We start from the raw sequence: 24122 nt of genomic DNA, 5'->3' as shown, positions 1-24122 counted from the left end.
AGATTTAGCAATAGAAAAACTTGTAATATAAATTCAATGAAGCCAAAAGTGTTTTTGTACCCTTAAAGATTTAGCAATAGAAAAATTGTATGATTATGTAGCTTAATTTTCGACGGTAAGTTGAAAATTAAGTTTTTTTATACAAAAAAACAGTGCCGGTACGTGAACGCACCAACACTGCTTTTATTTTTTACTGATTATTTGTTGATGCTGTAGAAACTCTTAGCACCTTTATATTCAGCAGCGGAACCTAATTGTTCTTCAATCCGCATTAATTGATTGTATTTAGCAATCCGATCTGTCCGGCTCATAGAACCAGTCTTGATTTGACCCGCATTTGTAGCAACAACTAAGTCAGCAATCGTGGTATCTTCAGTTTCACCAGAACGGTGAGAAACAATCGCTGTGTAGCCAGCTTCTTTAGCCATTTCGATTGCTTCAAAGGTTTCGGTCAAAGTACCAATTTGGTTAACCTTGATTAAGATAGAGTTAGCAACACCCATATCAATACCCTTCTTCAAGTAATCGGTATTGGTTACAAATAAGTCATCACCAACGATTTGGACTTTGTCGCCCAACTTCTTGGTCAACATTTGCCAATCTTCCCAGTTGTTTTCATCCAAAGGATCTTCAATGGAAACGATTGGGTACTTGTCAACTAAGTCTGATAACAAGTCAGCAATTTCTTCAGCCGTATAAGACTTGCCGTCACCCTTCATATCATACTTACCAGTTTCGGTATTGTAGTATTCAGATGAAGCACAGTCAAAAGCAATGGCAATATCTTCACCAGGCTTGTAACCAGCGCGTTCAATAGCTTCAACTAAAACTTGGAATGGTTCCTCATTGTTCTTCATGTTGTTTGGTGCAAAACCACCTTCATCACCAACAGCTGTAGAGTCGCCACGTTCCTTTAAAATAGAAGCTAAGTTATGGAAAGTTTCAGAACCCATCCGAATAGCTTCATGGATGCTCTTAGCACCAACAGGCATAATCATGAATTCTTGGAAGTCAACATTGTTGTTAGCATGCTTACCACCATTAATAACATTCATCATTGGTGTTGGCAAAACATGGCCATTTGGTCCACCTAAATATTCGTACAAAGGTAAACCTAATTCATCAGCAGCAGCATGAGCAGCAGCTAAAGAAACACCTAAAATAGCATTAGCACCTAACTTACCCTTGTTTGGAGTACCATCTAATTCAATCATTTTTTGATCAATAGCGCGTTGATCAGTAACGTCCATACCAATAACTTCTTTGGCAATTACGTCGTTAACATTTTTAACAGCTTTCAAAACGCCCTTGCCCATAAAACGGGACTTGTCGCCATCACGTAATTCAACAGCTTCGTGTTCACCGGTAGAAGCACCAGAAGGAACACTAGCGCGACCAAAGCCACCTAATTCAGTATACATTTCAACTTCAACAGTTGGGTTGCCACGTGAATCTAAAATTTCACGAGCTAAAACATCAGTAATAACAGACATTTAATATTCTCCTTTTGTTAAATGATCAACACACTTAATTTTAACATTTAAACTAAATTAATTAAACTGCTTAATCTTGATAATTAACTAATTGTAAATAAGATTCTGGATCTAAGCTGGCGCCACCAACTAAACCACCATCAATATCAGGTTTAGCCATTAATTCTTTCACGTTAGCAGGCTTTACTGAACCACCATATTGAATCCGGACGTTTTCAGCTGTTGTTTCATCATATAAATCAGCAACAGTTTGGCGAATAACGTGACAAATTTCTTGAGCTTGATCAGAAGTAGCCGTCTTACCCGTGCCAATCGCCCAGATTGGTTCATAAGCAATCACTAATTGGGATACTTGTTGTGCTGATAAATCTTTCAACGCAGCTGTAACCTGGTTTTTAACCCATTCTTCTGCTTGACCAGCTTCACGAGTTTCTAAAGTTTCACCACAGCAAATGATTGGTAACATCTTGTTAGCAAAGATTGCGTGTGCTTTCTTATTAATTTCTGCATCAGTTTCATGGAAATAATCCCGACGTTCAGAATGACCAATAATAACATAATCAATGCCCATTTCAGCCAAAACTTGAGGACTAGTTTCACCGGTGAAAGCACCGGAATTTTCAAAGTAACAATTTTCAGCAGCAGTCTTTAAATTACTACCTTTAGCAGCTGCTAATAAAGCTGGTAAATCAACAGCAGGAGCAGCAATGACTGATTCAACTTTACTAGAATCAGGTAATTGATCCTTAACTGCATTAACAAACTTCGTGGTATCTGCTGGAGCATTATTCATTTTCCAGTTACCCGCGATAATTGGTGTCCGCATAACTAAATTCTCCCTTAATTTTAAATTATTTATCAGAAATAGCAGCAATACCTGGTAATTCTTTACCTTCCAAGTATTCCAAGGAAGCACCACCACCAGTAGAAATATGGCTTAACTTATCAGCAATTCCTAATTGTTGGGCAGCAGCAGTTGAATCGCCCCCACCAACGATTGTTGTAGCATCTTGCAAGTCGCCTAAAGCCCGACCAATTTGCAGAGTACCATTAGCAAAGTTACTCATTTCAAAAGCACCCATTGGTCCATTCCAAACCACAGTCTTAGCACCTTTTAAAGTATCTTCAAATAACTTAATAGTCTTCGGACCAATATCCAAAGCCATCATATCATCGGGAATATCGACACCTTCAGTAACTTCATGCGGTGCCTCATTAGAAAATTCAGTAGCAACAACATGGTCAACTGGCAAGACAATCTTATCGCCAGCTTTAGCTAATAATTCTTTAGCCATTGGCACACGGTCTTCTTCAAATAATGACTTACCAATTTTATGACCCTGAGCAGCTAAGAAAGTATAAGCCATGCCACCGCCAACAATAATATGGTCGGATTTTGGAATTAAGTTTTCGATCACAGCAATTTTATCAGAAACCTTAGCACCACCCAAAATTGTCACAAATGGATGAACTGGATTTTCTACGGCATTACCTAAGAACTTAATTTCCTTTTCCATCAAGAAACCAGCAGCAACCGGTTTGTTGGCTGCTTTCATAGCAGTAGCAATCCCGACGTTAGAAGCATGCGAACGGTGAGCTGTACCAAAAGCGTCGTTAACAAATACATCGCCCAAAGAAGCCCAATATTCACCTAACTTAGGATCATTCTTGCTTTCACGCTTGCCAAAATCATTATCAATGTCTTGGAAACGTGTGTTTTCTAGCAAGATTACATCGCCATCTTGCATTGCAGCAATAGCATCTTCAACAGCTTGACCTTCGTTTTCAGGAACAAACTTGACATCTTTCTTTAATAATTCGCTTAAACGTTCGGCAACTGGACGTAAGCTTAATTCTTTTTTATCAGCGTCACTCTTAATACGACCTAAGTGAGACAATAGAATCAACTTACCACCATTGTCTAAGATATACTTGATTGTTGGCAAAGCTGCCACAATCCGGTTATCATTAGTAATTTTACCGTCTTTTAACGGAACATTAAAATCTGCCCGCATTAAGACCTTTTTGTCTTTGACATCAACATCAGAAACAATTAATTTTGCCATAATTGGCCTCCTAATTTACTTAGAAAAATGCTCTCTTCAACAATTCAAACTATTAAGGATTTTATCTCAAATTATATTTTTAATTACGATTGCATCATTTCAATCAAAAAAGGCAGAAGGAGAAATCCTCCCTCCGCCTTCTTCAGTAATTCATCTACTATGAGCTAAGGTATTACAACATACTTGCAAATTTTTGCAAAGTACGGATCATTTGAGCTGTAAAGCCTGATTCATTATCGTACCAAGCAACAGTCTTAACGATTTGTTCGCCGTTTGAACCTTCAACAACTTGTGTTTGAGTTGGGTCAAAGACAGAACCAAATTCTGTACCAATGATATCGGAAGAAACAATTTCGTCACCATTGTAACCAAATGATTCGTTACCATCAGTAGCTTTCTTCATAGCATCATTAATTTCATCAGCTGTAACTTTCTTATCCAAGATAGCAACTAATTCAGTTAAAGAACCTGTAATAACTGGCACACGTTGTGCATGGCCATCAAGCTTACCCTTTAATTCAGGAATAACTAAACCAATAGCTTTAGCAGCACCTGTTGAGTGAGTAATGATGTTTTGAGCAGCAGCACGGGCATTACGCTTGTTACCACCACGATCAGGACCATCTTGTAACTTTTGAGTAGCTGTGTAAGCATGGATTGTTGTCATTGTACCAGTTTGGATACCAAAAGCATCGTTCATTGCTTTAGCAAGTGGTGCCAAGCAGTTTGTAGTACATGAAGCAGCAGAAATAATTTGATCATCTTTAGTGATTGTGTCGTCATTTACACCATAAACAACAGTCTTTAAATCACCAGCAGGAGCAGAAATCAAAACTTTCTTAGCACCGGCATCAATATGAGCTTGTGACTTTTCTTTTGATGTGTAGAAACCAGTACTTTCAAGTACTAATTCAACGCCGTCATTCTTAACCCAAGGAATGTTGCGGGCATCTGATTCTGCGTAAACAGGAATCTTCTTACCATCGATTACGATTGCATCATCAGTAGCTGAAACTTCATGTTTGAAGTTACCATGAGCTGTATCATACTTTAATAAATGAGCCAACATATCTGGTGATGTCAAGTCGTTAATTGCAACAACTTCCAAGTCATCATTTGCAACTTCATAAATACGACGTAAAGCTAAACGTCCAATGCGTCCGAAACCATTAATACCTACTTTTGTAGTCATGTAAGATTTCCTCCTTCAGGAAAAATAAAATATTTTATTTTAAAGGTTTTTATCCCTTAAAATCGCTTCTGAGGCTGCCTCATCAGTAATTAAAACCGTCTGCTGAGGAGCAATTTTCATATATGAGCAAATTGCAGCAGCTTTACTAGCACCACCAGCAATTGCTAGCACATGTGAAACATTAATTAGATCCGAAACCTGTAAACCAATTTTCGGTATCTTATAGACGACGTTACCTTGAGCATCCAGAAAAACACCAAAAGCTTCTGAAACAGCTTGTTTGTTTTCCAATAACTCAATTTCTTTCGACGACATGTTGCGCCGATTGGCCATCGTTTTGGCACGACCAATACTGTGAATTACCACATCGCTTTGGTTAATCAAATCCAAAACCGACTTAACTACAGGTTCTTCCAGTAAAGGGGCCACACTTTTAGCACTGATATCTTCAGGAACATAGAGTGCACGATAATGTCCCTTAGCATGATGTGCCATTTCAGCACAGACCGTGTTGGCCTGAATTGAAACTCCTTCTCCCAAACCACCACGGGCAGGTACAAACAATAAATTCCGTTCCTGTGACAACTTAGGAGTCAATGCCTGCGCCACAGCAGCCATTGTTGTACCACCCATTACCGCGATGGTTGAACGTCCGCTAGGCAAAAAATGATCCATCATCTGATTTAACTCTTGACCCATTAGTTCCAAGACCCGTCGATGATGTTCACTATCACCCGGTATGATTATAACTTGTTCAATTCCTAAAAAGGAAGCTAAACGCGTTGCAATAACGGAAGTATCATTTAACTTACCAATAACCACATCGAGGTGAGCAACAATCTCTTCGCCTTTTTCGGTTAACATCATCCCTGATTTAGAGGAGCTAATTAAGCCACTAGTTTTAAACAAATCTGTTTCCCGCCGCAAAACTCGTTCTGAAAGATCCAACTCACTTGCCAAGATCCGCCGACCAATTGGTTGCATCCAGCGAATTTCCTGCAAAATTCGATAACGCTTTCGCAAGGTACTTAAAAAATCTGGTGCAATGGCTTCGATCCAACCAAGTTCATCGTTGACTGACGATGCATTTGCCGCGGGACTAATTTTGTCCCTGTGTGGCATATTAAGACCCATCCAATCAAAAAATATATGTGAGTATCATTTCCAACTCACAACAAGATTATAACAACTTAATTTTTAATTTGCAATAAACAAAACTATTTTTTTACAGAAAAAAAGTGGTTCATTACAAAATTGTAACGAACCACCAACCATGCGCCACCTGGGAGTCGAACCCAGATCCCAAGAACCGGAATCTTGTGTGCTATCCATTACACTAGCGGCGCAATACATGAAATATATTACACGACGAAAGAACATTTGGCAATACCTAAATAGATTTTTTATTAATTATTTTCAACATTTTAACTGCAGATCTTACCTCATAGTAAAATGATAAGTTTCATTTTGGGTGCTTACTACTTAAATCTATTGATTAGTTTCAAGTGATTTTGGAAAATAAATTTCAAGTACTAAAAATGGTGGACAAATCCATTAATGACGGTATTTTTAGCTTTGCAATGGTATCTAATCGTTCTTTTTCTTGAAGCAAAAAACTTTCTTTTCCAATAATGTTATGTATACTATGTTCTTGTAATAAAATTTGGGAGGAAAAATTATGACTAAAAAAATTGGAGTTATCGTCGGTAGTTTACGTAAGCAATCTTTTTCCAAGGCAATCGCTAATGCAATGAAAGAAATGTTTCCTGAAGGCTACGATGCACAATTAATCGATATCAGTGACTTGCCAATCTTCAACCAAGATTTTGAAGATGGTGAATTAGAAGAGCCAGCTAGTTACAGCCGTTTCCGTAATGATGTTAAAGACATGGATGCTATTTTATTCGTTACCCCAGAATATAACCGCAGCACGCCTGCTGTTTTAAAGAACGCCCTTGATGTCGGTTCTCGTCCTTATGGACAAAGCGTTTGGGATAAGAAGCCTGCTGCAGTTGTTAGTGTTTCACCTGGTGCCCCTGGTGCTTTTGGTGCTAATCACCACTTACGCCAATCATTAGTCTTCTTAAACATGCCAATTTTGCAACAGCCTGAAGCTTACCTAGGCAATGTAATGAATTACTTAGATGACAATGGTCAAGTTAATAATGACAATACAAAGCAATTCTTACAATCCATTGTTGATGCATTTGTTGAATTGATCAATCGGTATTAAGATATTCAATCAGAACTTTTTTCAAGTTCGCACATGAAGGACTCTTAGAGTCCTTTTTTTAATAATCAATTTATTACTATTAAGCAATCTGAAAATGAAGTCATGAGAGTTGACTTTTTTTAAATATATGATAAATTAGCAGAGTAATGTATAGAGTGCTAATAAGCAATAGGAGGCTTTTTTATGTTAGTTCCTACAGTTATTGAACAAAATTCACGTGGTGAACGTGCCTACGATATTTATTCTCGTTTATTAAAAGACCGCATCATTATGTTATCGGGCGAAGTTACTGATGATTTAGCTAATACGGTCATTGCCCAACTGTTATTCTTGGATGCTCAAGATTCTGAAAAAGATATTTATATGTACATCAACTCTCCTGGTGGCTCTGTAACCGCCGGCTTAGCAATTATGGATACTATGAATTTTGTCAAAGCCGATGTGCAAACCATTGCTATGGGAATGGCTGCTTCAATGGCTAGTGTCTTATTATCTTCTGGTGCTAAGGGCAAACGCTTTGCTTTACCAAACTCCACGGTCTTAATTCACCAACCTTCTGGCGGCGCTCAAGGTCAACAAACCGAAATTGAAATTGTGGCTGAAGAGATTTTAAAAACCCGCAAACGTTTAAATAAAATCTTAGCAGATAATTCTGGCCAAGATATCGAAACCATTGAACGCGATACTGAACGTGATAACTATTTAACCGCTCAAGAAGCTAAAGATTATGGTTTGATTGATGATATTATGACTAACAATTCAAATAAATAATTGGGCAAATTAATCATTATAAAAAACACGACCTGATGGCCGTGTTTTTTTTATTCAATCACTTTACTAACACCTTGTTCAGTAATCACAAAATCAACAGGATAATCTAGCGGCGTTACTGGTACTTGTGCGCTTTGCAACTGCGCAAAGCATAATGCCACTGTCGTTGCTGTTAACGACTGTTGTTGTAAATAACGATCATAATAACCGCCACCATAACCCAAACGTTTGCCCGCTAAGGAGCAAGTTAAACACGGTACAATCACTAAATCTAATTCTGCTGGAGCAATAATAGGCGCTGTGATTGGTGGCTCTAAAACTCCTAAAAAACTTTTTTGTAGTGCTTGTTGTCCTTGAAACAGTTGCGCTTGTATCTGATGTTGTGCATAAACTCGCGGTAAGGCTATCACCTTCTGCTCACTTTGCGCCACCTTAACCAAAGGCTGCGTCGCCAATTCTGAACCCACGGACCAATAAGTAAAAATTGTATGACTCATTTGAAACTGTGGCAAATTAATTAACAAGTTCGTGATAGCTTTGGTTGCTTGTTTTCGATAGCTCGGTGATAGCTGCGACCGCCGTTTTAAAAGTTCTTGACGTAACTGCGCCTTCTGCTGCTCAATTGCCGTCATAACTATAACGTACTCTTTAACTTAGGATAGCCACTTTGCGCCACCAATTGATCGTACTGCTGAACAAATTCTTGTTCCTCTTGGTTACGATACCCTTCAAAAAGTACCTCTTTGATATCTTCTTGATTAAAAAAGCAAAAATCTTCGGTTTCATCGACACCATTGGGATACAAAACACCCGAATAATCAAAATAACCAATTTGATTTTTCTTTTCTTCAAACAGTGCTGCACGGTTCACGATCATTAAGGGCGTTTCCTGATCACCCTTTAAGGTTACTACTGAGCCAATTGGTAAAATTTTCATACGATTCTCCTTACAATGATGCAATTAAATTATTCAAAAAATGTAGAGCAATGTTATAGCGCATATCGCCTTGATACAAAACATACGTGGTCGCTAACAAACAACCAGCTAAAATATAGGGAATGACTACTAAACTAAAAGCCGGAGCATGCATCACCCCAAAGATTGCACCTGACAAAACAATTGCTAAGACCGTTTGTCCATTATTTTTTAACTTTGGAAAAAAATATTTAAAAAATAATCCACGAAAAATGAATTCTTCGATAATGGGACCAAAAATAATCGTAAACAAGTTCAACATAATTGGCGATTTTTTAGCCAATAAATCCAGTTCTTGTTGATTAGCAGAGGTCGGAAACAAATTACTTAAAAGACCAATCAAGAACATTATAATAAATAAGCCGACAAAAGTAAGCCCCGCATGTTTGACAGGTGGCCAAGTTGTTCGCAAAGCTGGTAAGTGGCGGTATTTATTCCACAATGCAGCAATCAATGCTCCCATCAAGATGAACAATAAGACAAGCAGTAGGATCAATTCTAAGCTTGACACTTGTCGTTGCAATAAGGGGATAGCAATAGGCGTTTGCGCCAACGAATACAATAAAAAATAACCAACTAAAACTGCAATGTGCCGTACATTTCGTTGGCTACTTCTAGTTACTTTCATACAAAATAATCCTCACTTTTTAAAATAATGGAAAACCACTAGTGAGCCAAAAGCCTAAGGTAATGACAATGACAGCTCCCAATAGCATCAGCCATAACCAGTTACTAGTTAATTTATGTTGCTGCTTTTTCGCAAAAGCCATTTCAATAATTCCGATTAAGACCAACGCTGCCAAAAGTTTGATAATTGTTAATAATGGATGTTCATGCCACGGATAAGGTAACATGACTACTCCACTGATTAACAATACTAAATAACCTAGCCGCGCAATCATTGCCCATAATTTGGGATGTTGCCCATTTTTTCGTAAACCACTAATGACTGCAATTATTAAAATTAGTACGACAATTAAATGTAACCAAGGCCAGAACATCTAACTTCACCCTTTCCAATTTAATAACTTTTATTTTAGTAGATCATTGTAATTAAGCAATAATTACACAAAAAATGTTCGCAAATCTTAACAGATTACACGAACATTTTTTATTACTGCAATTCTTCACTAATTAACGCAAATATTTAATCAATTCTCGCGCCCGACGCAAAGAAACATATGCGCTACTACCATCTTGAAACCTTAATTGTTTAGTTTTGTTATCATACTTACAAGGTTGTTGCAAATTGACTAAATAACTCTTATCACTCCGAAACAGCTCTTGATAACGATGTGCCAAATTATTCAAACTACCTAAAAATTCAGTTTCCCGCGTTTTGGTATGCAACAAGACATGACCAGCAGCAACTTCTGCCGTCGTCAGATATAATACCTGATCTAACGGAACCGTGAAATAACGACTACCAATTCGGTAAGAAAACATTCGCTGTTGTGGTTGTTCTATCGCTTGATAGTCCAAAATGGCTAAATGTAAATCTTCGCGTATTTTGGTTTCAACGCTATCCAAACCATGATCTTTATCAATAAAATCTAATGGTGCTACTCGCCGTTCAATAGTCATCACGGCTAATTCATCATGGATAGAAATAAAAACAATCTTAGCTTGTGGTAATAAGTGACGAATTTCTACCGCCAATTGCAGACCAGCATGCGTATTGTTATTAATTTCCATATCTAAGAAAAATAAGCCGTAATTGCTATCGCTTTCTTGAGCCATTGATAATAATTCCAGTGGCGATAGTGTCTGACAAATCAACTCCATGTCCATATGATTATCACTAATTGCACTACGAATAATCTTAGCGTACTGTATTTGCTGTTCTTGATTATCTTCAAGCAAATATACTGGGAGCATCACTATCCCTCCTCTGTAATTATTAATGTAATACATAAGTGGTTCTCACCTAGTTGCGTATCTAACCAAAGTTGTTCATCATCTCTAATTAACTGCCGGACATTAGTTAATCCCAAACCTTGATGAGCAGCTTTCGTTGTATACCCGGGTTCAAATAATTGATGCACATTTTTAATATTCGATGCTGCATTATCAACCACAATCTCGACTTGACCAGTAGATGCCACAAACGAACAGCCAATCACTTGATCTTTTTCTTTTTGTGCTTGTTCAATCGCATTATCTAATAAAATTCCCAGAACTCTAACAACTGTCAAAATATTAACTTGTTGTAATCGAATTTCTTGAGTTAATTCAAGCCGTAATTGAACGCCAACATGTTGAGCTGTTAAAAACTTTTGGATAACTAAGCCACGAATTGGATCATTTTTTAAATAATCAATATTCGCAATGGTCATCTGCTTCAAATCTTGCTTAATCGGTTGTTGCTTTAGTAGTTCTTGATAATAATCAGTTAATTGTTGATTATTACCATTTTTGACAAAACCTTCTAAACCCAATAACATATTTTGGTAGTCATGCTTAAATTTGCGTAACTCTGAATATTGCTGTTCAATACTAGCTAAATCAGCACGCAGATGGCGATCTTCTCTAACCCTCTGCTCGGCCTGTTGCCGCGCTACATAAGCCTTAAAAAATAGCCAAGCGTAAACTATTGTCCATGTCGCAAAGACCACAAATAATAACAAAATTAATGATAATGCAGTATAAGTGGACTTGATTCTCTCAGTAGTAACTAAGATAACCTCTACAATGGCAAAAAGCGTCAGAACAAAGATAAAAAAGTATTTGGATAAATTCAGACCATTAATAAGTTTTAAAAATTCTTCTAGTTTAAAACCTAATTTATAATCTATAAATATGAGTATGAGCAATAACACCAGCATCAAAAAATCTAAACCTATAGATAACAAATCATTATTATAAAAGAATGATCTAAATGGCTTTAAAATGAAATAAGACAATACATCAATAAATATAACCAAAATGATGCAGAAAATTTCAATTGAACATTTTGTATAGTAAATATCCAGACTTTTTTTGCTAAAAAAAGATAATAATAAAATACTAACTACCCATAATACAAAGTAAAAATTTCCTATCAGACTTCCCATAAAACTTAACAATAAAGAAAGGAAGATATCTAAGAATAAATACTTTATAAAATATATTTTTTTAAAATAGTGATTTAAATTTAAGGTACAATAAACCATCAAAAAATTATTAAAAAAGTCTGCCCATAAGCTAACAACTAACATTCATTATTTATGATGAATTAAATGCCAAATCCAACTACCCATACTAGGCTTAGGCTCACTTGCCATTGTAAACGTAGAAGCTTGTGCACCACCGGTAACTTTTTGTAATTCTGTATCTGATAAATTCTTCAACATAATAAATACCTCCCTTATAACTGATATTATAGTCCAAGAATTAAATTAGTCAGCAATATTTTATTAACGCTTACTTTTCGCCCATAATCAAAATCATTTTAATCTATTTATAATCATTTGATTAGATTTTAATTATTTAAAACCAAAAAATATCTCAACTTTATTTATTCAGCTGCTTTTTCATTAATGATAATCGGGTGGCTAAGGGCGTTCCGGTTAAGTCTTTGGTATAAGTCGTCACTTTCTGATATTCTTTACAAATTTGCCGCACAGTTTTTAATTCAGTGGAACTAAGATTCTTATTAAAGACCACAATTAAATCTGCATCCTGAATCTGCTCTGCTAAAACTTGCGGTGCTTCCTGACCAGTTAAGGAGCGATAATCGCCAGCTCTTAAAGTAATTGTATCTTTCGTTTCCGCCAATTTACTACCAATAGTTAAAATCTTTAATCCCTTAAAAAGGGGCTTAAACTTGCGCCGTTTATGTTTAGCAGTGTTCGCTTCGAGCACGGGCCTAGTGATATTTTCAGTATTTGAATATTTCCAAATGATTTTGCCAGATGCTGGATTATTAATTTCGTGGGCATAATCAACCACATCTCCTGCTGCCAATTGAAAAGGTTCAATATCTTCATCAGTTAATAAAATAATCTTTTGCGTTCCAGAATCATCATTAAATTCAATATACAATTGATCAGAATCAGATTGCTGTTGCACTAATAATTGCGACTTAACTTCTCGCACAGCCAACTCGACTTCACGACTACGATCCAAAACTTCAAACTGATATGGTGATTCTAAAGTGTTTTGCACATTAACAGTTTCTGATGTCAAAGTGGCGCGGACAAGATCTCCTGAACGTAAATTTAATTGTCGGACAACTGCTTCCGGAACTGGAACAGGTTGAGTTAGATCAAGCATTCCTCCGCGTAATAATTGTTTAAAATATCCCGTTACCTCCTGTGCTTTAGGACCGCCAGCTGATAATTCTGCTGGCAAATCCCGTGCCGATAGAGGCACGTCAGCATCCAAAAAAGTAGCTTTATCAATGGCTGATAAAATATTTAATTGTTCCTGCATCCGCACCACAATAGTTGATAGATTATTTTCATTGATACTTTGGTTAAGGCTACTGATTTCTGCTTGAATTAAATAAATTAATTTGTCTTTTTTCAAAAATTATCCCTTCAATTCATTAATTAAAAAATACACAAAAACTTTATTTTAGTTTAATAATAACATATGTGAACAAATTCAAAAACGAAAGTATTACTTAAAATACAAAATATTTTTAATTGAACCATAAAATAAACTGACACTTAATCAATTTCAAACCTTTTCGCAATATTTTTTGGCACAATTACTGCTTAAATTACTAAAAAAGCTAGGACCTCTAGTGTCTAATGGTTAGACAACTTTGATCCTAGCTGTAATTTTTCAATTAATAATTTTGCTTAAAAACTGGCGATTGCTTGCTCAATTGGTTGTTCCCCACTACTGAGGTCAAATGCTTGCTTAATCGTGAGCGGATTTTTTAAACAAGCCACAATGGTTGCCGCTACATCAGCGCGGGCAATAGAGCGCAAGCCCGCATCAGTTTGTAAACTCAACCGTGGTGCTAGTTGGATACGTCCTTGCCCAACAGCATTAGTTAAAACTGCCGGGCGAATAATCGTATAATCCAAGCCGCTGTGCAGTAGCCATTGATCAGCATAATATTTAGCAGCGTAATAATAATTTCCCGTTGATAACGCCTGCCGTTGATAAGACCATAATCCACGATTGTCAGCTTGGAGAGCACTAACCATCACGAAACGTTTGGCCTGCGCTAACTGAGCAGCTTGAATCATTTTAATCGCCCCATCTAAGTCAATCATCATGGTTTGATCCGCCCCAGTTTTGCCACCAGAACCCGCGGCAAACACCACTGCATCAATATTGTGGGTTGCTTGCACCAATTGATTTAACTCACCGGCCAAATCAATGAATTGCGTAGCCACACCTTGAGCCTGATAAGCAGCGATTTGCGCAGACTGTCTTAAACCTGCCACAACCTGAATTTGTGGTTCTGACTGTAATTGTTGAACTACTAATCGTCCAATTTGACCATGAGCTCCTACCACTAAAACACGCATTAATTTATCTCCTTAAACTTCTAATCCAGCAGTTCTTTTACTTTTAATCAAATCATTAAGTTTGCGTAAGCGGTGATTAATTCCGGACTTAGAAATTGAGCCACTGGGTACTAGCTGTCCTAATTCGGTTAGAGACATCTCTGGGTTAGCTAAACGTAATTCCGCAATTTCCTTAAGCTTCGGGGGTAACGTTTCTAAGCCAAAATTATCTTGCCAAAATTTAATATTTTCAACTTGCTGACTCGCCGCCTTAATCGTCTTATTAATATTGGCATTTTCACAGTTGACTAAACGATTAACTGAGTTCCGCATATCGCGCACAATGCGAATATCTTCAAACTTTAACATTGCTGACGTGGCGCCAATCACCCGTAAAAAGTCCGAAATTTTTTCGGCTTCTTTCAGGTAAACAATATAACCACTGCGCCGAGCCGTCGCCCGCGCATGCAAGTTAAATTGATTCATCAATTGCAAAATCCCCTGATTCTGATCTTCATATAAGGAATAAATTTCTAAATGATAACTAGAAGTTTCCGGATTATTGACACTTCCCCCAGCTAAAAAGGCCCCCCGCAAATAAGACCGCGCGCGTTGTTTGGAATTCAGCACATCTGCTGGGATATCAGTCCGAATTTGAAAGCCATTAACTTCTACAATACGTAAATCGGCTAAAATAGGCTGCACCTGCCGGCGCAAGCGTACAATATACTGATTATTCTTTTTCAATTTCATTTTGCGACGAACCACTAGATCCGCCTCCACGGTATACAACTGTTGCAATAACGCGTAAATCCGCCGCGCAATCGCGGGATTTTCTGTTTGAACATCCAAAATAAAATGATGATCAACTAACGATAAACTGCCATTCATTCGAATTAAAGCCGATAATTCGGCCCGCGCATGCTCTGGATGAACTTCTAGACTAGTTAATTCTTTTTTGACAGTGCTGGCATAAGAAGCCATCAGACATACCACCTTTTTTACATACAAAACTCATTTTTATTGTTTTCTAGTGCCCGCTTGAAAAGCCAAGTTTAACAATTCTCGCGCCACTTTATCACCATCATGAAAGGCACCGCCATCATGCAACGATAAATAATCATCCGTAATGACACGACAGCCTTGTTGCCGTAAGCCTGCAAAATCCGACTTAACTTGCGCCAAATATTCATTGTATTTTTCATGATCCATATAATCACTCGGAACTGGCTTACCATTAACTAACACGGTGTTAATATAGTGCCCGCCCAAATGACGATTCAACACCCGAACATGATCTGCATCTGTAAAATTAACAGTTTCGCCAATCTGCGTCATAATATTACAAATATAAACCACTTCTGCTGAAGTTTGTTGCAAAGCCTGCTGCACATTACTAATCATTAAATTCGGTAAAATACTCGTAAATAAACTTCCCGGTCCTAACACAATCACATCGGCCTGCATAATAGCTGCTAAGACCGGCAAAACTGCCGCGGGCTTTTGCTTGGGATTATTGGTATCACTCACCCAGACGCGTTGAATATTTTTACCTGCGTAAGTAATTTCGTGTTCACCAGCTAATTGCGTACCATCTGTAAATTCAGCATGCAAAGTCAGTGGTGAATTAGATACTGGAAAGACGTGTCCTTCCACCTCCATCATTTTGGCCAACTGTTGCACTGCATCAAAAATATCATTTTGATACATTTCTGATAAAGCCGCAATCACCAAATTGCCAATCGCATGCCCCGCCAAAAAAGAATCATCACTATTAAAGCGATATTGAAAAACGTCTAACGGTAATTGCTCCCAATTAGACAAAGAAACTAACACATTACGAATATCTCCTGGGGGAACCACATTAATATAATTACGAATAGCTCCGGAGGAGCCACCATTATCTGCTACAGTCACTACGGCTGTGATGTCAGCATTTAATTGCTGTAAACTGTGTAGGATAACAGGTAAGCCTGTTCCACCACCAATTACCGTGATTTTAGGCTTCCGCCCTTTAATAACCTTGATAGTCTTCGTAGTATCTCTCATGAACGATTCACCGACTCCTTATGTCGATTGATATCTCGATGATCAATTTTGACATCATAATTTAATTGTTGTAAATCTTCTCCTAATCGTTGAGCGATGGCGACCGAACGGTGCTGGCCACCAGTACAACCAATGGCAATTGTCAACATTGTTTTGCCTTCTTGTTGATATTGCGGAATGATCGTTTTCATTAAAGTAAAATATTGTTGATAAAATTGCTGTGCTGCGGTTTGGCTAAAAACATAAGCCGCAACATTTTTTTGAAGCCCCGTTTGTTGCCGCATCACTGGATCATAATACGGATTGGGTAAAAAGCGCACATCCATCATATCATCTGCATCAATAGGCACACCATACTTAAAGCCAAAGGACATGACCACAATATGAAACGGCGTTACTTGTTGTTGATCAAATTGATGAAAAATTTCGGCGCGTAATTGGCGCGGTGTTAAATTAGTGGTATCAACGATTAAAGCCGCTCGTTGGTATAGTGGCTTTAATAAACGGCGTTCTTTGACAATGCCATTAATCAAGCGTCCTTCCATAGCCAATGGATGTGAGCGTCGAGTTTCTTTGTAACGTGCCACTAACTCTTCATTAGTCGCATCTAAAAATAAAATTTTTGTTTGAATCGTTGAGTAATCTTCTAGTCCCGTTAAACTACTCAAAAGCTGATCATAAAAAACCTGTGACCGTAAATCAATGACTACAGCAATTTTGTTCATATTACCTGCTTCTTGAACTAGCTGAATAAATTTACCTAATAAAGCTGGTGGTAAATTATCAATGCAAAAATAACCCATATCTTCAAAAGCCTGAACCGCTACTGTCTTACCAGCACCGCTCATTCCGGAAATAATTACTAAATCCGTCTTTTTTTGTTGCTCAGTCACTCAGTCATCCGCTCCTTTACTCGCCACTAAGTTGCAGTATCTATCCTGACAGCAAAATTTTTACTGACAGGTCCTAGCAAATTTAAACTTCAACTACTCTTACTGAAATTAACAAACTTATTATAGAGATTATTTTATCAATTAACAATTCTTATCGATTAAATAATTAGCCCGTAGTATTAAAAAAACTTGGATATTAATCCAAGTCTTTTGCCCGTGGTGTTTGTTCTAACACAGGTTGCAAATAATGCCCAGTATATGAGTGCGGATTAGCAGCTACTTCTTCTGGGGTTCCTGTGGCCACAACTTGACCACCCAAGTCACCGCCTTCAGGTCCTAAATCAATTAACCAATCTGCCGATTTGATGACATCCAGATTATGTTCAATCACTAAAACGGTATTTCCTTGATCCACCAAGCGTTGTAAAACCGCCAAAAGTCGTTTGACATCATCAACGTGCAACCCAGTTGTCGGCTCATCTAAGATATAAAAGTTTTGCCCATCGACTTTCTTGTATAGTTCAGAAGCTAGTTTCATCCGTTGAGCTTCACCACCAGACAAAGTTGTTGCTGATTGGCCCAATTGGACATAGCCTAGTCCCACATCAACAATAGTCTGTAACTTCCGTTTAATCTTTGGTAAATGATCAAAGAATTCTAAAGCTTGCATTACCGTCATTTTCAACACGTCGGCAATCGTCTTGCCTTTATAAGTTACCTCCAAGGTTTCTGAATTATAACGGGTTCCATGGCAAACTTCACAAGGAACATAAACATCTGGTAGGAAATTCATTTCAATCTTAATAATGCCATCACCTTTGCAGGCTTCACACCGACCACCTTTGACATTAAAAGAAAACCGGCCCTTTGTATAACCCCGCACTTTGGCTTCGTTAGTTTGCGCAAACAAGCCCCGAATATCATCAAAGACCCCTGTGTACGTTGCAGGATTACTCCGGGGAGTGCGACCAATCGGGCTTTGATCAATATTAATTAAAGATTTTAGATGTTGATAACCCGTAATACTTTGATATTGACCGGCGCGTTGCGAATTATGATTGATTTTTTGAGCTAAAGAGCGTTGTAAAATCGTATTAACTAATGATGACTTGCCGGAACCCGAAACACCAGTCACCGCAATAAATTTGCCTAGCGGAAATTGTACATCAATCTTTTTTAAATTATTTTCCGCCGCACCAGTTACTTCAATATATTGCCCATTACCTGCGCGCCGTTGTGCTGGTAAGGCAATATATTTTTTACCAGCTAAATACTGTCCTGTCAACGACTGCGGGTTCGCCTGAACCTCTGCCGGCGTTCCTGCTGCCACAATCTGGCCCCCAGCAGCACCAGCGCCTGGACCGACATCAATCAAATAATCAGCTTGCCGCATCGTATCTTCATCGTGTTCCACCACAATGAGCGTATTGCCTAAATCACGCATCTTTTTTAAGGAGCGAATTAAACGTTCGTTATCCCGTTGATGTAAACCAATAGACGGTTCATCTAAAATATACAAAACCCCGGAGAGGTTGGAACCAATTTGCGTGGCTAAACGAATCCGCTGAGCTTCACCACCAGATAAAGTTCCCGCTGCTCGTGATAAAGTTAAATAGTCCAAACCGACATTTTGTAAGAAAGATAAGCGATCAATAACTTCCTTTAAAATTGGTTGTGCAATCACCTGGTTTTGTGGCGACAGCTTAACACTTTGAAAGAACGGCAAAACTTGTTTGATGGCTAAATCGGACACAGCGGCAATATTTTGACCATTGACTTGAACGCAAAGGGCTTTTTGATTTAACCGTTGCCCATGACAAAGCGGACATTGTAACTCTGTAAAATATTTCCGCATCACTTCCCGCATAAAAGCACTGGAAGGTTTTTCATACCGGTGTTTAATATTAGGAATGACCCCCTCAAAATAGGTATCAACATCACGGACACTGCCAAAATCATTATCAAAGTGTAAATGAATTTCTTGTTGATCATTACCATATAAAACGGTTTGTTGTTGTGCAGGTGATAATTTGGCAAAAGCCACATCTTGAGGAATTTGCAACTGCTCACAAACTTGTTCCAATACCTGTGGATAATATTGAGAATGCTCTGGACTCCAAGGAACAATTGCCCCTTGTGCAATCGTCAAATCAGGATCAGGAACCACCAATTGGGGATCAACTTCTAGTTTCATCCCCAAACCATCACATTCCGGACAAGCACCAAACGGAGCGTTAAATGAGAATAAGCGCGGTTCCAACTCGCCAACGCCAAAACCACATAAAGGACAGGCATAGTGCTCTGAAAACACTAACGCCTTTTGACCAATCACATCGGCGGTCATATAACCATCGGATAACCGTAAGGCCGATTCAATCGAATCAAACAGCCGCGAACGAATCTGTTCTTTGATAACTACCCGATCCACCACAACAGAAATATCGTGTTTTTGATTTTTGTTGAGCTCTAGCTGTTCATTAACTTCATGCTGCTCACCGTCAATTAAGACACGGACATAACCTTGCTTTGCAATTTTGGCCAAAACTTTTTTATGCTGGCCTTTTTTGGCACGAATAACTGGCGCCAAAATTTGCACCTTGGTACGTTCGGGTAATTGTAATAACCGGTCAACCATTTGTTCCACTGATTGACTTGTAATTGGTGTTCCATCATTCGGACAAATCGGAGTCCCAACACGCGCCCATAATAATCGTAAATAATCGTTAATTTCAGTGACAGTGCCGACGGTAGAACGCGGATTTTTGGATGTTGTTTTTTGATCAATAGAAATGGCGGGACTTAAGCCATCAATTGAATCCACATCCGGTTTATCCATTTGTCCTAAAAATTGGCGGGCATAAGAAGATAAACTTTGTACATACCGTCTTTGTCCTTCAGCATACAAAGTATCAAAGGCTAAAGAACTTTTACCAGAACCGGATAAACCGGTCATGACCACTAGTTTATTGCGTGGAATTGTGACGTCGACATTTTTTAAATTGTGCGAACGGGCACCGTGAATGACAATATTTTCGTTTACCATTAATCAATCTCTGCTTTCAATTCTAAAATTGTATCGCGTAAATTGGCTGCTTGTTCAAAGTCTAATTTTTTGGCAGCTTGGTTCATTTGATCAGTCAATTGCGTCAACAGTTCTGTCTGATCCTTTTTGGTCATATTATTAAAATCAAACGGATCTTGCGTAATTGCTTGTTCTTGACTGCTACTATTATCAACAGTCTTTAAGGCCGTAATCGCTGCGCGAATTGGCTTTTGAATTGTTTGCGGTTGAATATGATGGACTTCATTGAAATGTTGCTGAATTTGCCGCCGCCGTTTAGTTTCTTCAATCGCTACTTTCATCGAATCGGTGATATGATCAGCGTACATAATGACATGACCATGAACGTTCCGTGCAGCCCGCCCAATAGTTTGAATTAACGGCCGTTCGGAACGTAAGAAACCTTCTTTATCGGCATCCAAAATTGCAATTAAGGACACTTCTGGTACATCAATGCCTTCACGTAATAAATTAATGCCAATCAATACATCGTATTTGCCTAACCGCAGATCCCGAATAATTTCCGTGCGTTCCAAAGTTTTAATATCACTGTGCAAATAGGCCACTTTAATGCCCAAATCTTTTAAATAGTCGGTTAAATCTTCAGCCATTTTTTTAGTTAAAGTCGTCACTAACGTCCGTTCGTGTTGCTCAATACGCTGATTAATTTCCCCTACTAAGTCATCAATTTGGCCCATAATCGACCGTACTTCAATTTCAGGATCTAACAAACCAGTCGGACGAATTACTTGTTCCACCACTTCGTTAGTTTGTTCCATTTCGTAAGGCCCCGGCGTTGCAGAAACGTACAAAATCTGATTAACATGCTGTTCAAATTCCGCTAAAGTTAACGGGCGGTTATCCAAAGCACTTGGCAAGCGAAAGCCATAATCAACCAGCATCTGCTTACGGGCGCGATCACCATTATACATACCACGAATTTGCGGCATCGTCACATGAGATTCATCAATCATAATGTTAAAATCATCGGGAAAAAAGTCAAGTAATGTAAACGGCGGTTCGCCTTCGCTACGCCCTTCCATGTGTCGCGAATAATTTTCAATGCCTGACGTATATCCCATTTCTCGCATCATTTCAATATCATAATTAGTACGCTGCTCCAAGCGTTGGGCTTCCAGCAATTTACCAGCCTGTTTTAATTCTTTTAAACGTTGGTCCAATTCCAAAGAGATGCGTTCTAAAGCGGCCTGCATTTGTGTTTCATTAGTCATAAAATGCGTTGCCGGAAAGATCGAAACCTGCGGACGTTCGCCAATTAATTCCCCAGTTAATGGATCCATTTCTAAAATCCGGTCAATTTCATCGCCAAAAAATTCAATGCGTAAAGAATGATCATCGCGTGACGCTGGAAAAATATCGACCACATCACCGCGTACCCGAAAACGGCCCCGCTGAAAGTCAATATCATTACGTTCAAATTGATTATTAATTAAGTTCTTGAGTAATTCATCGCGACTAATCTCTTGCCCCGACCGCAAGGAAATGACACTTTGTTGATATTCCCGCGGATCACCTAAACCAAAGATACACGAAACGGAAGCAACCACAATCACATCATTACGTTCTAGTAATGCCGAAGTCGCCGCATGACGTAATTTATCAATTTCATCATTAATACTGGAGTCTTTTTCAATATAGGTATCACTAGAAGGCACATAAGCTTCTGGCTGATAATAGTCATAATAACTCACAAAGTATTCCACCGCATTATGAGGAAAGAATTCCTTAAATTCACCATACAACTGACCAGCCAGCGTTTTATTATGGGAAATCACGAGCGTCGGTTTGTTCAATTTTTGAATAACATTGGCCATGGTAAAAGTTTTTCCAGTTCCGGTAGCTCCTTTTAACACCTGCGTACGATTACCCTTTTGAAAATCTGTTACTAATTGATCAATAGCTTGTTGTTGATCACCTGCCGGCTGATACTTAGAAACTAATTCAAATTGATTATCTGTTATCCGATCAATCACTCTGAGTCCTCCTTAACATCAATACGAGCATTCTTTTCGTCTCAAGTGCGACTCACTTTAAATCTTTAAAGTCAAAAAAGCCAAATTCTAAAGGATAAACTTACTTTAGTAATTTGACTCTTCATAAAGTTTTTAACCTAGTGGTTCATATCATACCACTCCGAACATATTTTCGCCATTAACATATAACCTTAAACTAATCCGCAGTCAAAAAGTTTTAAACTTAGTCATACCACGCATTAACCACTTGAGCGTAAGCAGCTAATTTAGCATCAGCCGTGGCCTGGGTATCGGCACAAACTCCCACATAATTTTTAATCTTGGGTTCTGTGCCCGATGGTCGCACCGCAATCCAAGTTTCATCTGCTAAGATAAATTTCAAGACGTTGGACTGGGGCAGATTCAACGTTGCTTGAGTTCCATCGGCATTTATTTGTTGACCACTTTGAAAATCTTGGACACTAACAACAGCGGTCCCATTAATGGTTTGGGGCACCTGCTGACGAAATTGTTGCATCAAAGTCTGCATTTGCTGTACACCGTCGACACCAGCAAACGTCTTCGCAATCGTTTGTTCTTTAAAGTAACCGTATTGTTGGTAGATTTGTTGTAGGCCATCATACAAAGTCAAATTCTGACTCTTATAATACGCGGCCACTTCAGCTAATAATAAACTAGCTTGAATCGCATCTTTATCCCGGACAAATGGTTGAATCAAGTAACCATAACTTTCTTCAAACCCAAATAAAAATTGATGTTCCCCCGTTTGTTCAAATTGTTGAATTTGCTCCGCAATAAACTTAAAACCGGTCAAAACGTTAATCATTTGGACTTGATAATGATTGGCAATTTTCGTTGCTAATTCGGTAGAGACAATTGATTTAACCACTGCCGCATTCTTAGGTAATTGATGCAAGCGTTGCTTAGTCTTTAAAATATATTCCAACAAAACACAAGCAATTTGATTGCCCGTCATTAATTGGTAATTGCCATCTGGTTGCAAGACAGCTGCTCCTAGGCGGTCGGCATCGGGATCTGTTGCGATTAAAACATCAGCCGCACTCTTTTGACCATCGCGAATCGCTAGATTAAATGTTTCCGCGAATTCCGGATTTGGAAATTGAACCGTGGCAAATTCGGGATCTAAAATCGCCTGTTCACTCACTAACTGCATATTTTTCAGTCCAGCTTGTTCAAAAACGCGACCCGCCAACATTTTACCCGTTCCATGCAATGGCGTATAAACAAATTTCATTTGCGAATAATCAGCCAGTAACTGGCGGTCAATTGAAACTGCTTGAATAGCTTTGAGATAAGCTTGATCCACATCTTCGCCAATCATTGTTAATAAATGTTGCTGCCGTAATTCATGTAAGTCCGCCACAGCAATTTGAAATAAATCGGCTGCTTGGCGCACATATTTGGTAATCAAATCTGATTCTTTCGGTGGCATTTGCCCACCATCAGGACCATAAATTTTAAAGCCATTATAAGGGGCCGGATTATGGCTGGCCGTTATCATAATGCCTGCATAAGTTTGCAAATGCCGGACGGCAAATGACAATTCCGGTGTCGGTCGCAAACTGTCAAATAGGTAAACTGGGATTTGATGTTGACCTAAAACCCGCGCCGATTCTTGTGCAAACAAAAGAGAATTGTACCGAGAGTCAAAACTAATGACCACGCCTTTGTTTTTTTCTTGTGGTGTCAAAGTATCCATCAATTTGGCCAAACCTTCTGCTGCTTGGCGAACAGTATATAAATTCATCCGATGAATGCCTGGGCCCATTAACCCTCGCATGCCAGCCGTTCCAAATTCTAATGGTTCATAAAAAGCGGCTTCCAATTGTTTCGTATCTGTTGCTAATTTCGTTAATTGTTGTTGTAAAGTCGGATCCAAATGCGGATATTGTGCCCATACTTGATAATTATCTTGCCAACTCATGG

22 protein-coding genes, 1 tRNA gene and 1 CRISPR repeat array (1 of these 24 only partly in view) are annotated in these 24122 nt (G+C 38.5%); of the genes, 2 read left to right on the top strand and 21 right to left on the bottom strand.

Annotated features, from left to right (window positions below; all coding sequences use genetic code 11):
• A CRISPR array of direct repeats spans positions 1–86; the repeat unit is 36 nt; it reaches 1138 nt to the left of the window's first position.
• A 111-nt stretch (positions 87–197) separates the two neighbouring features.
• From eno to AC3B6B_RS08850, 6 genes are all read right to left on the bottom strand, one after another.
• A complete protein-coding gene (gene eno / locus AC3B6B_RS08875; protein ID WP_489758289.1) occupies positions 198–1493 on the bottom strand; it encodes a phosphopyruvate hydratase in 1296 nt (431 codons plus the stop codon).
• Between the two features lie 70 nt (positions 1494–1563).
• Complete coding sequence (gene tpiA, locus AC3B6B_RS08870) at positions 1564–2319, bottom strand: triose-phosphate isomerase (RefSeq protein WP_489758288.1); 756 nt, start codon at positions 2317–2319, stop codon at positions 1564–1566.
• Between the two features lie 25 nt (positions 2320–2344).
• Positions 2345–3559, bottom strand: a complete 1215-nt coding sequence (locus AC3B6B_RS08865; RefSeq protein ID WP_489758287.1) for a phosphoglycerate kinase — start codon at positions 3557–3559, stop codon at positions 2345–2347.
• A 172-nt stretch (positions 3560–3731) separates the two neighbouring features.
• On the bottom strand, positions 3732–4751 hold the full coding sequence (gap, locus tag AC3B6B_RS08860) for a type I glyceraldehyde-3-phosphate dehydrogenase (RefSeq protein ID WP_489758286.1): 1020 nt from the start codon (positions 4749–4751) through the stop codon (positions 3732–3734).
• A gap of 39 nt (positions 4752–4790) precedes the next feature.
• The gene (locus tag AC3B6B_RS08855; protein ID WP_489758285.1) at positions 4791–5873 is read right to left on the bottom strand and encodes a sugar-binding transcriptional regulator; all 1083 of its coding nucleotides are present in this window, start codon (positions 5871–5873) and stop codon (positions 4791–4793) included.
• Between the two features lie 152 nt (positions 5874–6025).
• Positions 6026–6097: transfer RNA gene (locus tag AC3B6B_RS08850), tRNA-Arg, on the bottom strand.
• Positions 6098–6429: 332 nt separating this feature from the next.
• Here AC3B6B_RS08850 and AC3B6B_RS08845 point away from each other — a divergent pair.
• Together AC3B6B_RS08845 and clpP are read left to right on the top strand one after the other, a co-directional pair.
• On the top strand, positions 6430–6984 hold the full coding sequence (locus AC3B6B_RS08845) for an NADPH-dependent FMN reductase (protein ID WP_489758284.1): 555 nt from the start codon (positions 6430–6432) through the stop codon (positions 6982–6984).
• A 183-nt stretch (positions 6985–7167) separates the two neighbouring features.
• Positions 7168–7755, top strand: a complete 588-nt coding sequence (gene clpP / locus AC3B6B_RS08840) for an ATP-dependent Clp endopeptidase proteolytic subunit ClpP (RefSeq protein WP_489758283.1) — start codon at positions 7168–7170, stop codon at positions 7753–7755.
• Between the two features lie 50 nt (positions 7756–7805).
• Here clpP and AC3B6B_RS08835 read toward each other — a convergent pair whose 3' ends face one another.
• The 15 genes from AC3B6B_RS08835 to AC3B6B_RS08765 form a co-directional block, all read right to left on the bottom strand.
• Positions 7806–8387: a 5-formyltetrahydrofolate cyclo-ligase gene (locus AC3B6B_RS08835; protein WP_489758282.1), complete on the bottom strand. Its 582-nt coding sequence runs from the start codon at positions 8385–8387 to the stop codon at positions 7806–7808.
• A 2-nt stretch (positions 8388–8389) separates the two neighbouring features.
• A complete protein-coding gene (locus tag AC3B6B_RS08830; protein WP_489758281.1) occupies positions 8390–8692 on the bottom strand; it encodes a DUF4176 domain-containing protein in 303 nt (100 codons plus the stop codon).
• A gap of 10 nt (positions 8693–8702) precedes the next feature.
• Entirely contained in the window at positions 8703–9359 is a 657-nt protein-coding gene (locus AC3B6B_RS08825; RefSeq protein ID WP_489758280.1) for a CPBP family intramembrane glutamic endopeptidase, read from the bottom strand.
• A 19-nt stretch (positions 9360–9378) separates the two neighbouring features.
• Entirely contained in the window at positions 9379–9732 is a 354-nt protein-coding gene (locus AC3B6B_RS08820) for a YisL family protein (RefSeq protein WP_489758279.1), read from the bottom strand.
• A 133-nt stretch (positions 9733–9865) separates the two neighbouring features.
• Positions 9866–10609 (bottom strand): response regulator transcription factor, encoded by a 744-nt coding sequence (locus AC3B6B_RS08815; RefSeq protein WP_489758278.1) that lies wholly within the window; start codon positions 10607–10609, stop codon positions 9866–9868.
• 2 nt (positions 10610–10611) lie between these two features.
• Positions 10612–11544 carry a sensor histidine kinase gene (locus AC3B6B_RS08810; protein WP_489758277.1) on the bottom strand — a complete coding sequence of 311 codons (933 nt, stop codon included), beginning with the start codon at positions 11542–11544 and terminating at the stop codon, positions 10612–10614.
• Between the two features lie 387 nt (positions 11545–11931).
• Entirely contained in the window at positions 11932–12063 is a 132-nt protein-coding gene (locus AC3B6B_RS08805) for a bacteriocin (protein ID WP_489758276.1), read from the bottom strand.
• Between the two features lie 160 nt (positions 12064–12223).
• On the bottom strand, positions 12224–13240 hold the full coding sequence (locus AC3B6B_RS08800) for a hypothetical protein (protein WP_489758275.1): 1017 nt from the start codon (positions 13238–13240) through the stop codon (positions 12224–12226).
• Between the two features lie 278 nt (positions 13241–13518).
• Positions 13519–14199 (bottom strand): SDR family oxidoreductase, encoded by a 681-nt coding sequence (locus AC3B6B_RS08795; protein WP_489758274.1) that lies wholly within the window; start codon positions 14197–14199, stop codon positions 13519–13521.
• A gap of 12 nt (positions 14200–14211) precedes the next feature.
• A complete protein-coding gene (whiA, locus tag AC3B6B_RS08790; RefSeq protein WP_489758273.1) occupies positions 14212–15162 on the bottom strand; it encodes a DNA-binding protein WhiA in 951 nt (316 codons plus the stop codon).
• Between the two features lie 36 nt (positions 15163–15198).
• Entirely contained in the window at positions 15199–16227 is a 1029-nt protein-coding gene (locus tag AC3B6B_RS08785) for a gluconeogenesis factor YvcK family protein (RefSeq protein ID WP_489758272.1), read from the bottom strand.
• Positions 16224–17120: an RNase adapter RapZ gene (gene rapZ, locus AC3B6B_RS08780; protein ID WP_489758271.1), complete on the bottom strand. Its 897-nt coding sequence runs from the start codon at positions 17118–17120 to the stop codon at positions 16224–16226. The genes AC3B6B_RS08785 and rapZ overlap by 4 nt, the downstream gene beginning before the upstream one ends.
• Positions 17121–17316: 196 nt before the next feature.
• On the bottom strand, positions 17317–20163 hold the full coding sequence (uvrA, locus tag AC3B6B_RS08775) for an excinuclease ABC subunit UvrA (RefSeq protein ID WP_489758270.1): 2847 nt from the start codon (positions 20161–20163) through the stop codon (positions 17317–17319).
• Entirely contained in the window at positions 20163–22175 is a 2013-nt protein-coding gene (gene uvrB / locus AC3B6B_RS08770) for an excinuclease ABC subunit UvrB (RefSeq protein ID WP_489758269.1), read from the bottom strand. The genes uvrA and uvrB overlap by 1 nt, the downstream gene beginning before the upstream one ends.
• 223 nt (positions 22176–22398) lie before the next feature.
• On the bottom strand, positions 22399–24120 hold the full coding sequence (locus AC3B6B_RS08765; RefSeq protein WP_489758268.1) for a phospho-sugar mutase: 1722 nt from the start codon (positions 24118–24120) through the stop codon (positions 22399–22401).
• Positions 24121–24122: the final 2 nt, after the last annotated feature.

Source organism: Bombilactobacillus sp. ESL1197 (genome assembly GCF_058107145.1).
The sequence above is the reverse complement of the archived record's forward strand: the minus strand, read 5'-3'. Positions and strand labels throughout refer to the sequence as shown.

Coding starts and splice junctions, on each gene's coding strand:
- eno (WP_489758289.1), bottom strand. CDS start 1,493: ATGTCTGTTATTACTGATGTTTTAGCTCGTGAAATTTTAGATTCACGT.
- tpiA (WP_489758288.1), bottom strand. CDS start 2,319: ATGCGGACACCAATTATCGCGGGTAACTGGAAAATGAATAATGCTCCA.
- AC3B6B_RS08865 (WP_489758287.1), bottom strand. CDS start 3,559: ATGGCAAAATTAATTGTTTCTGATGTTGATGTCAAAGACAAAAAGGTC.
- gap (WP_489758286.1), bottom strand. CDS start 4,751: ATGACTACAAAAGTAGGTATTAATGGTTTCGGACGCATTGGACGTTTA.
- AC3B6B_RS08855 (WP_489758285.1), bottom strand. CDS start 5,873: ATGCCACACAGGGACAAAATTAGTCCCGCGGCAAATGCATCGTCAGTC.
- AC3B6B_RS08845 (WP_489758284.1), top strand. CDS start 6,430: ATGACTAAAAAAATTGGAGTTATCGTCGGTAGTTTACGTAAGCAATCT.
- clpP (WP_489758283.1), top strand. CDS start 7,168: ATGTTAGTTCCTACAGTTATTGAACAAAATTCACGTGGTGAACGTGCC.
- AC3B6B_RS08835 (WP_489758282.1), bottom strand. CDS start 8,387: ATGACGGCAATTGAGCAGCAGAAGGCGCAGTTACGTCAAGAACTTTTA.
- AC3B6B_RS08830 (WP_489758281.1), bottom strand. CDS start 8,692: ATGAAAATTTTACCAATTGGCTCAGTAGTAACCTTAAAGGGTGATCAG.
- AC3B6B_RS08825 (WP_489758280.1), bottom strand. CDS start 9,359: ATGAAAGTAACTAGAAGTAGCCAACGAAATGTACGGCACATTGCAGTT.
- AC3B6B_RS08820 (WP_489758279.1), bottom strand. CDS start 9,732: ATGTTCTGGCCTTGGTTACATTTAATTGTCGTACTAATTTTAATAATT.
- AC3B6B_RS08815 (WP_489758278.1), bottom strand. CDS start 10,609: ATGCTCCCAGTATATTTGCTTGAAGATAATCAAGAACAGCAAATACAG.
- AC3B6B_RS08805 (WP_489758276.1), bottom strand. CDS start 12,063: ATGTTGAAGAATTTATCAGATACAGAATTACAAAAAGTTACCGGTGGT.
- AC3B6B_RS08795 (WP_489758274.1), bottom strand. CDS start 14,199: ATGCGTGTTTTAGTGGTAGGAGCTCATGGTCAAATTGGACGATTAGTA.
- whiA (WP_489758273.1), bottom strand. CDS start 15,162: ATGGCTTCTTATGCCAGCACTGTCAAAAAAGAATTAACTAGTCTAGAA.
- AC3B6B_RS08785 (WP_489758272.1), bottom strand. CDS start 16,227: ATGAGAGATACTACGAAGACTATCAAGGTTATTAAAGGGCGGAAGCCT.
- uvrA (WP_489758270.1), bottom strand. CDS start 20,163: ATGGTAAACGAAAATATTGTCATTCACGGTGCCCGTTCGCACAATTTA.
- AC3B6B_RS08765 (WP_489758268.1), bottom strand. CDS start 24,120: ATGAGTTGGCAAGATAATTATCAAGTATGGGCACAATATCCGCATTTG.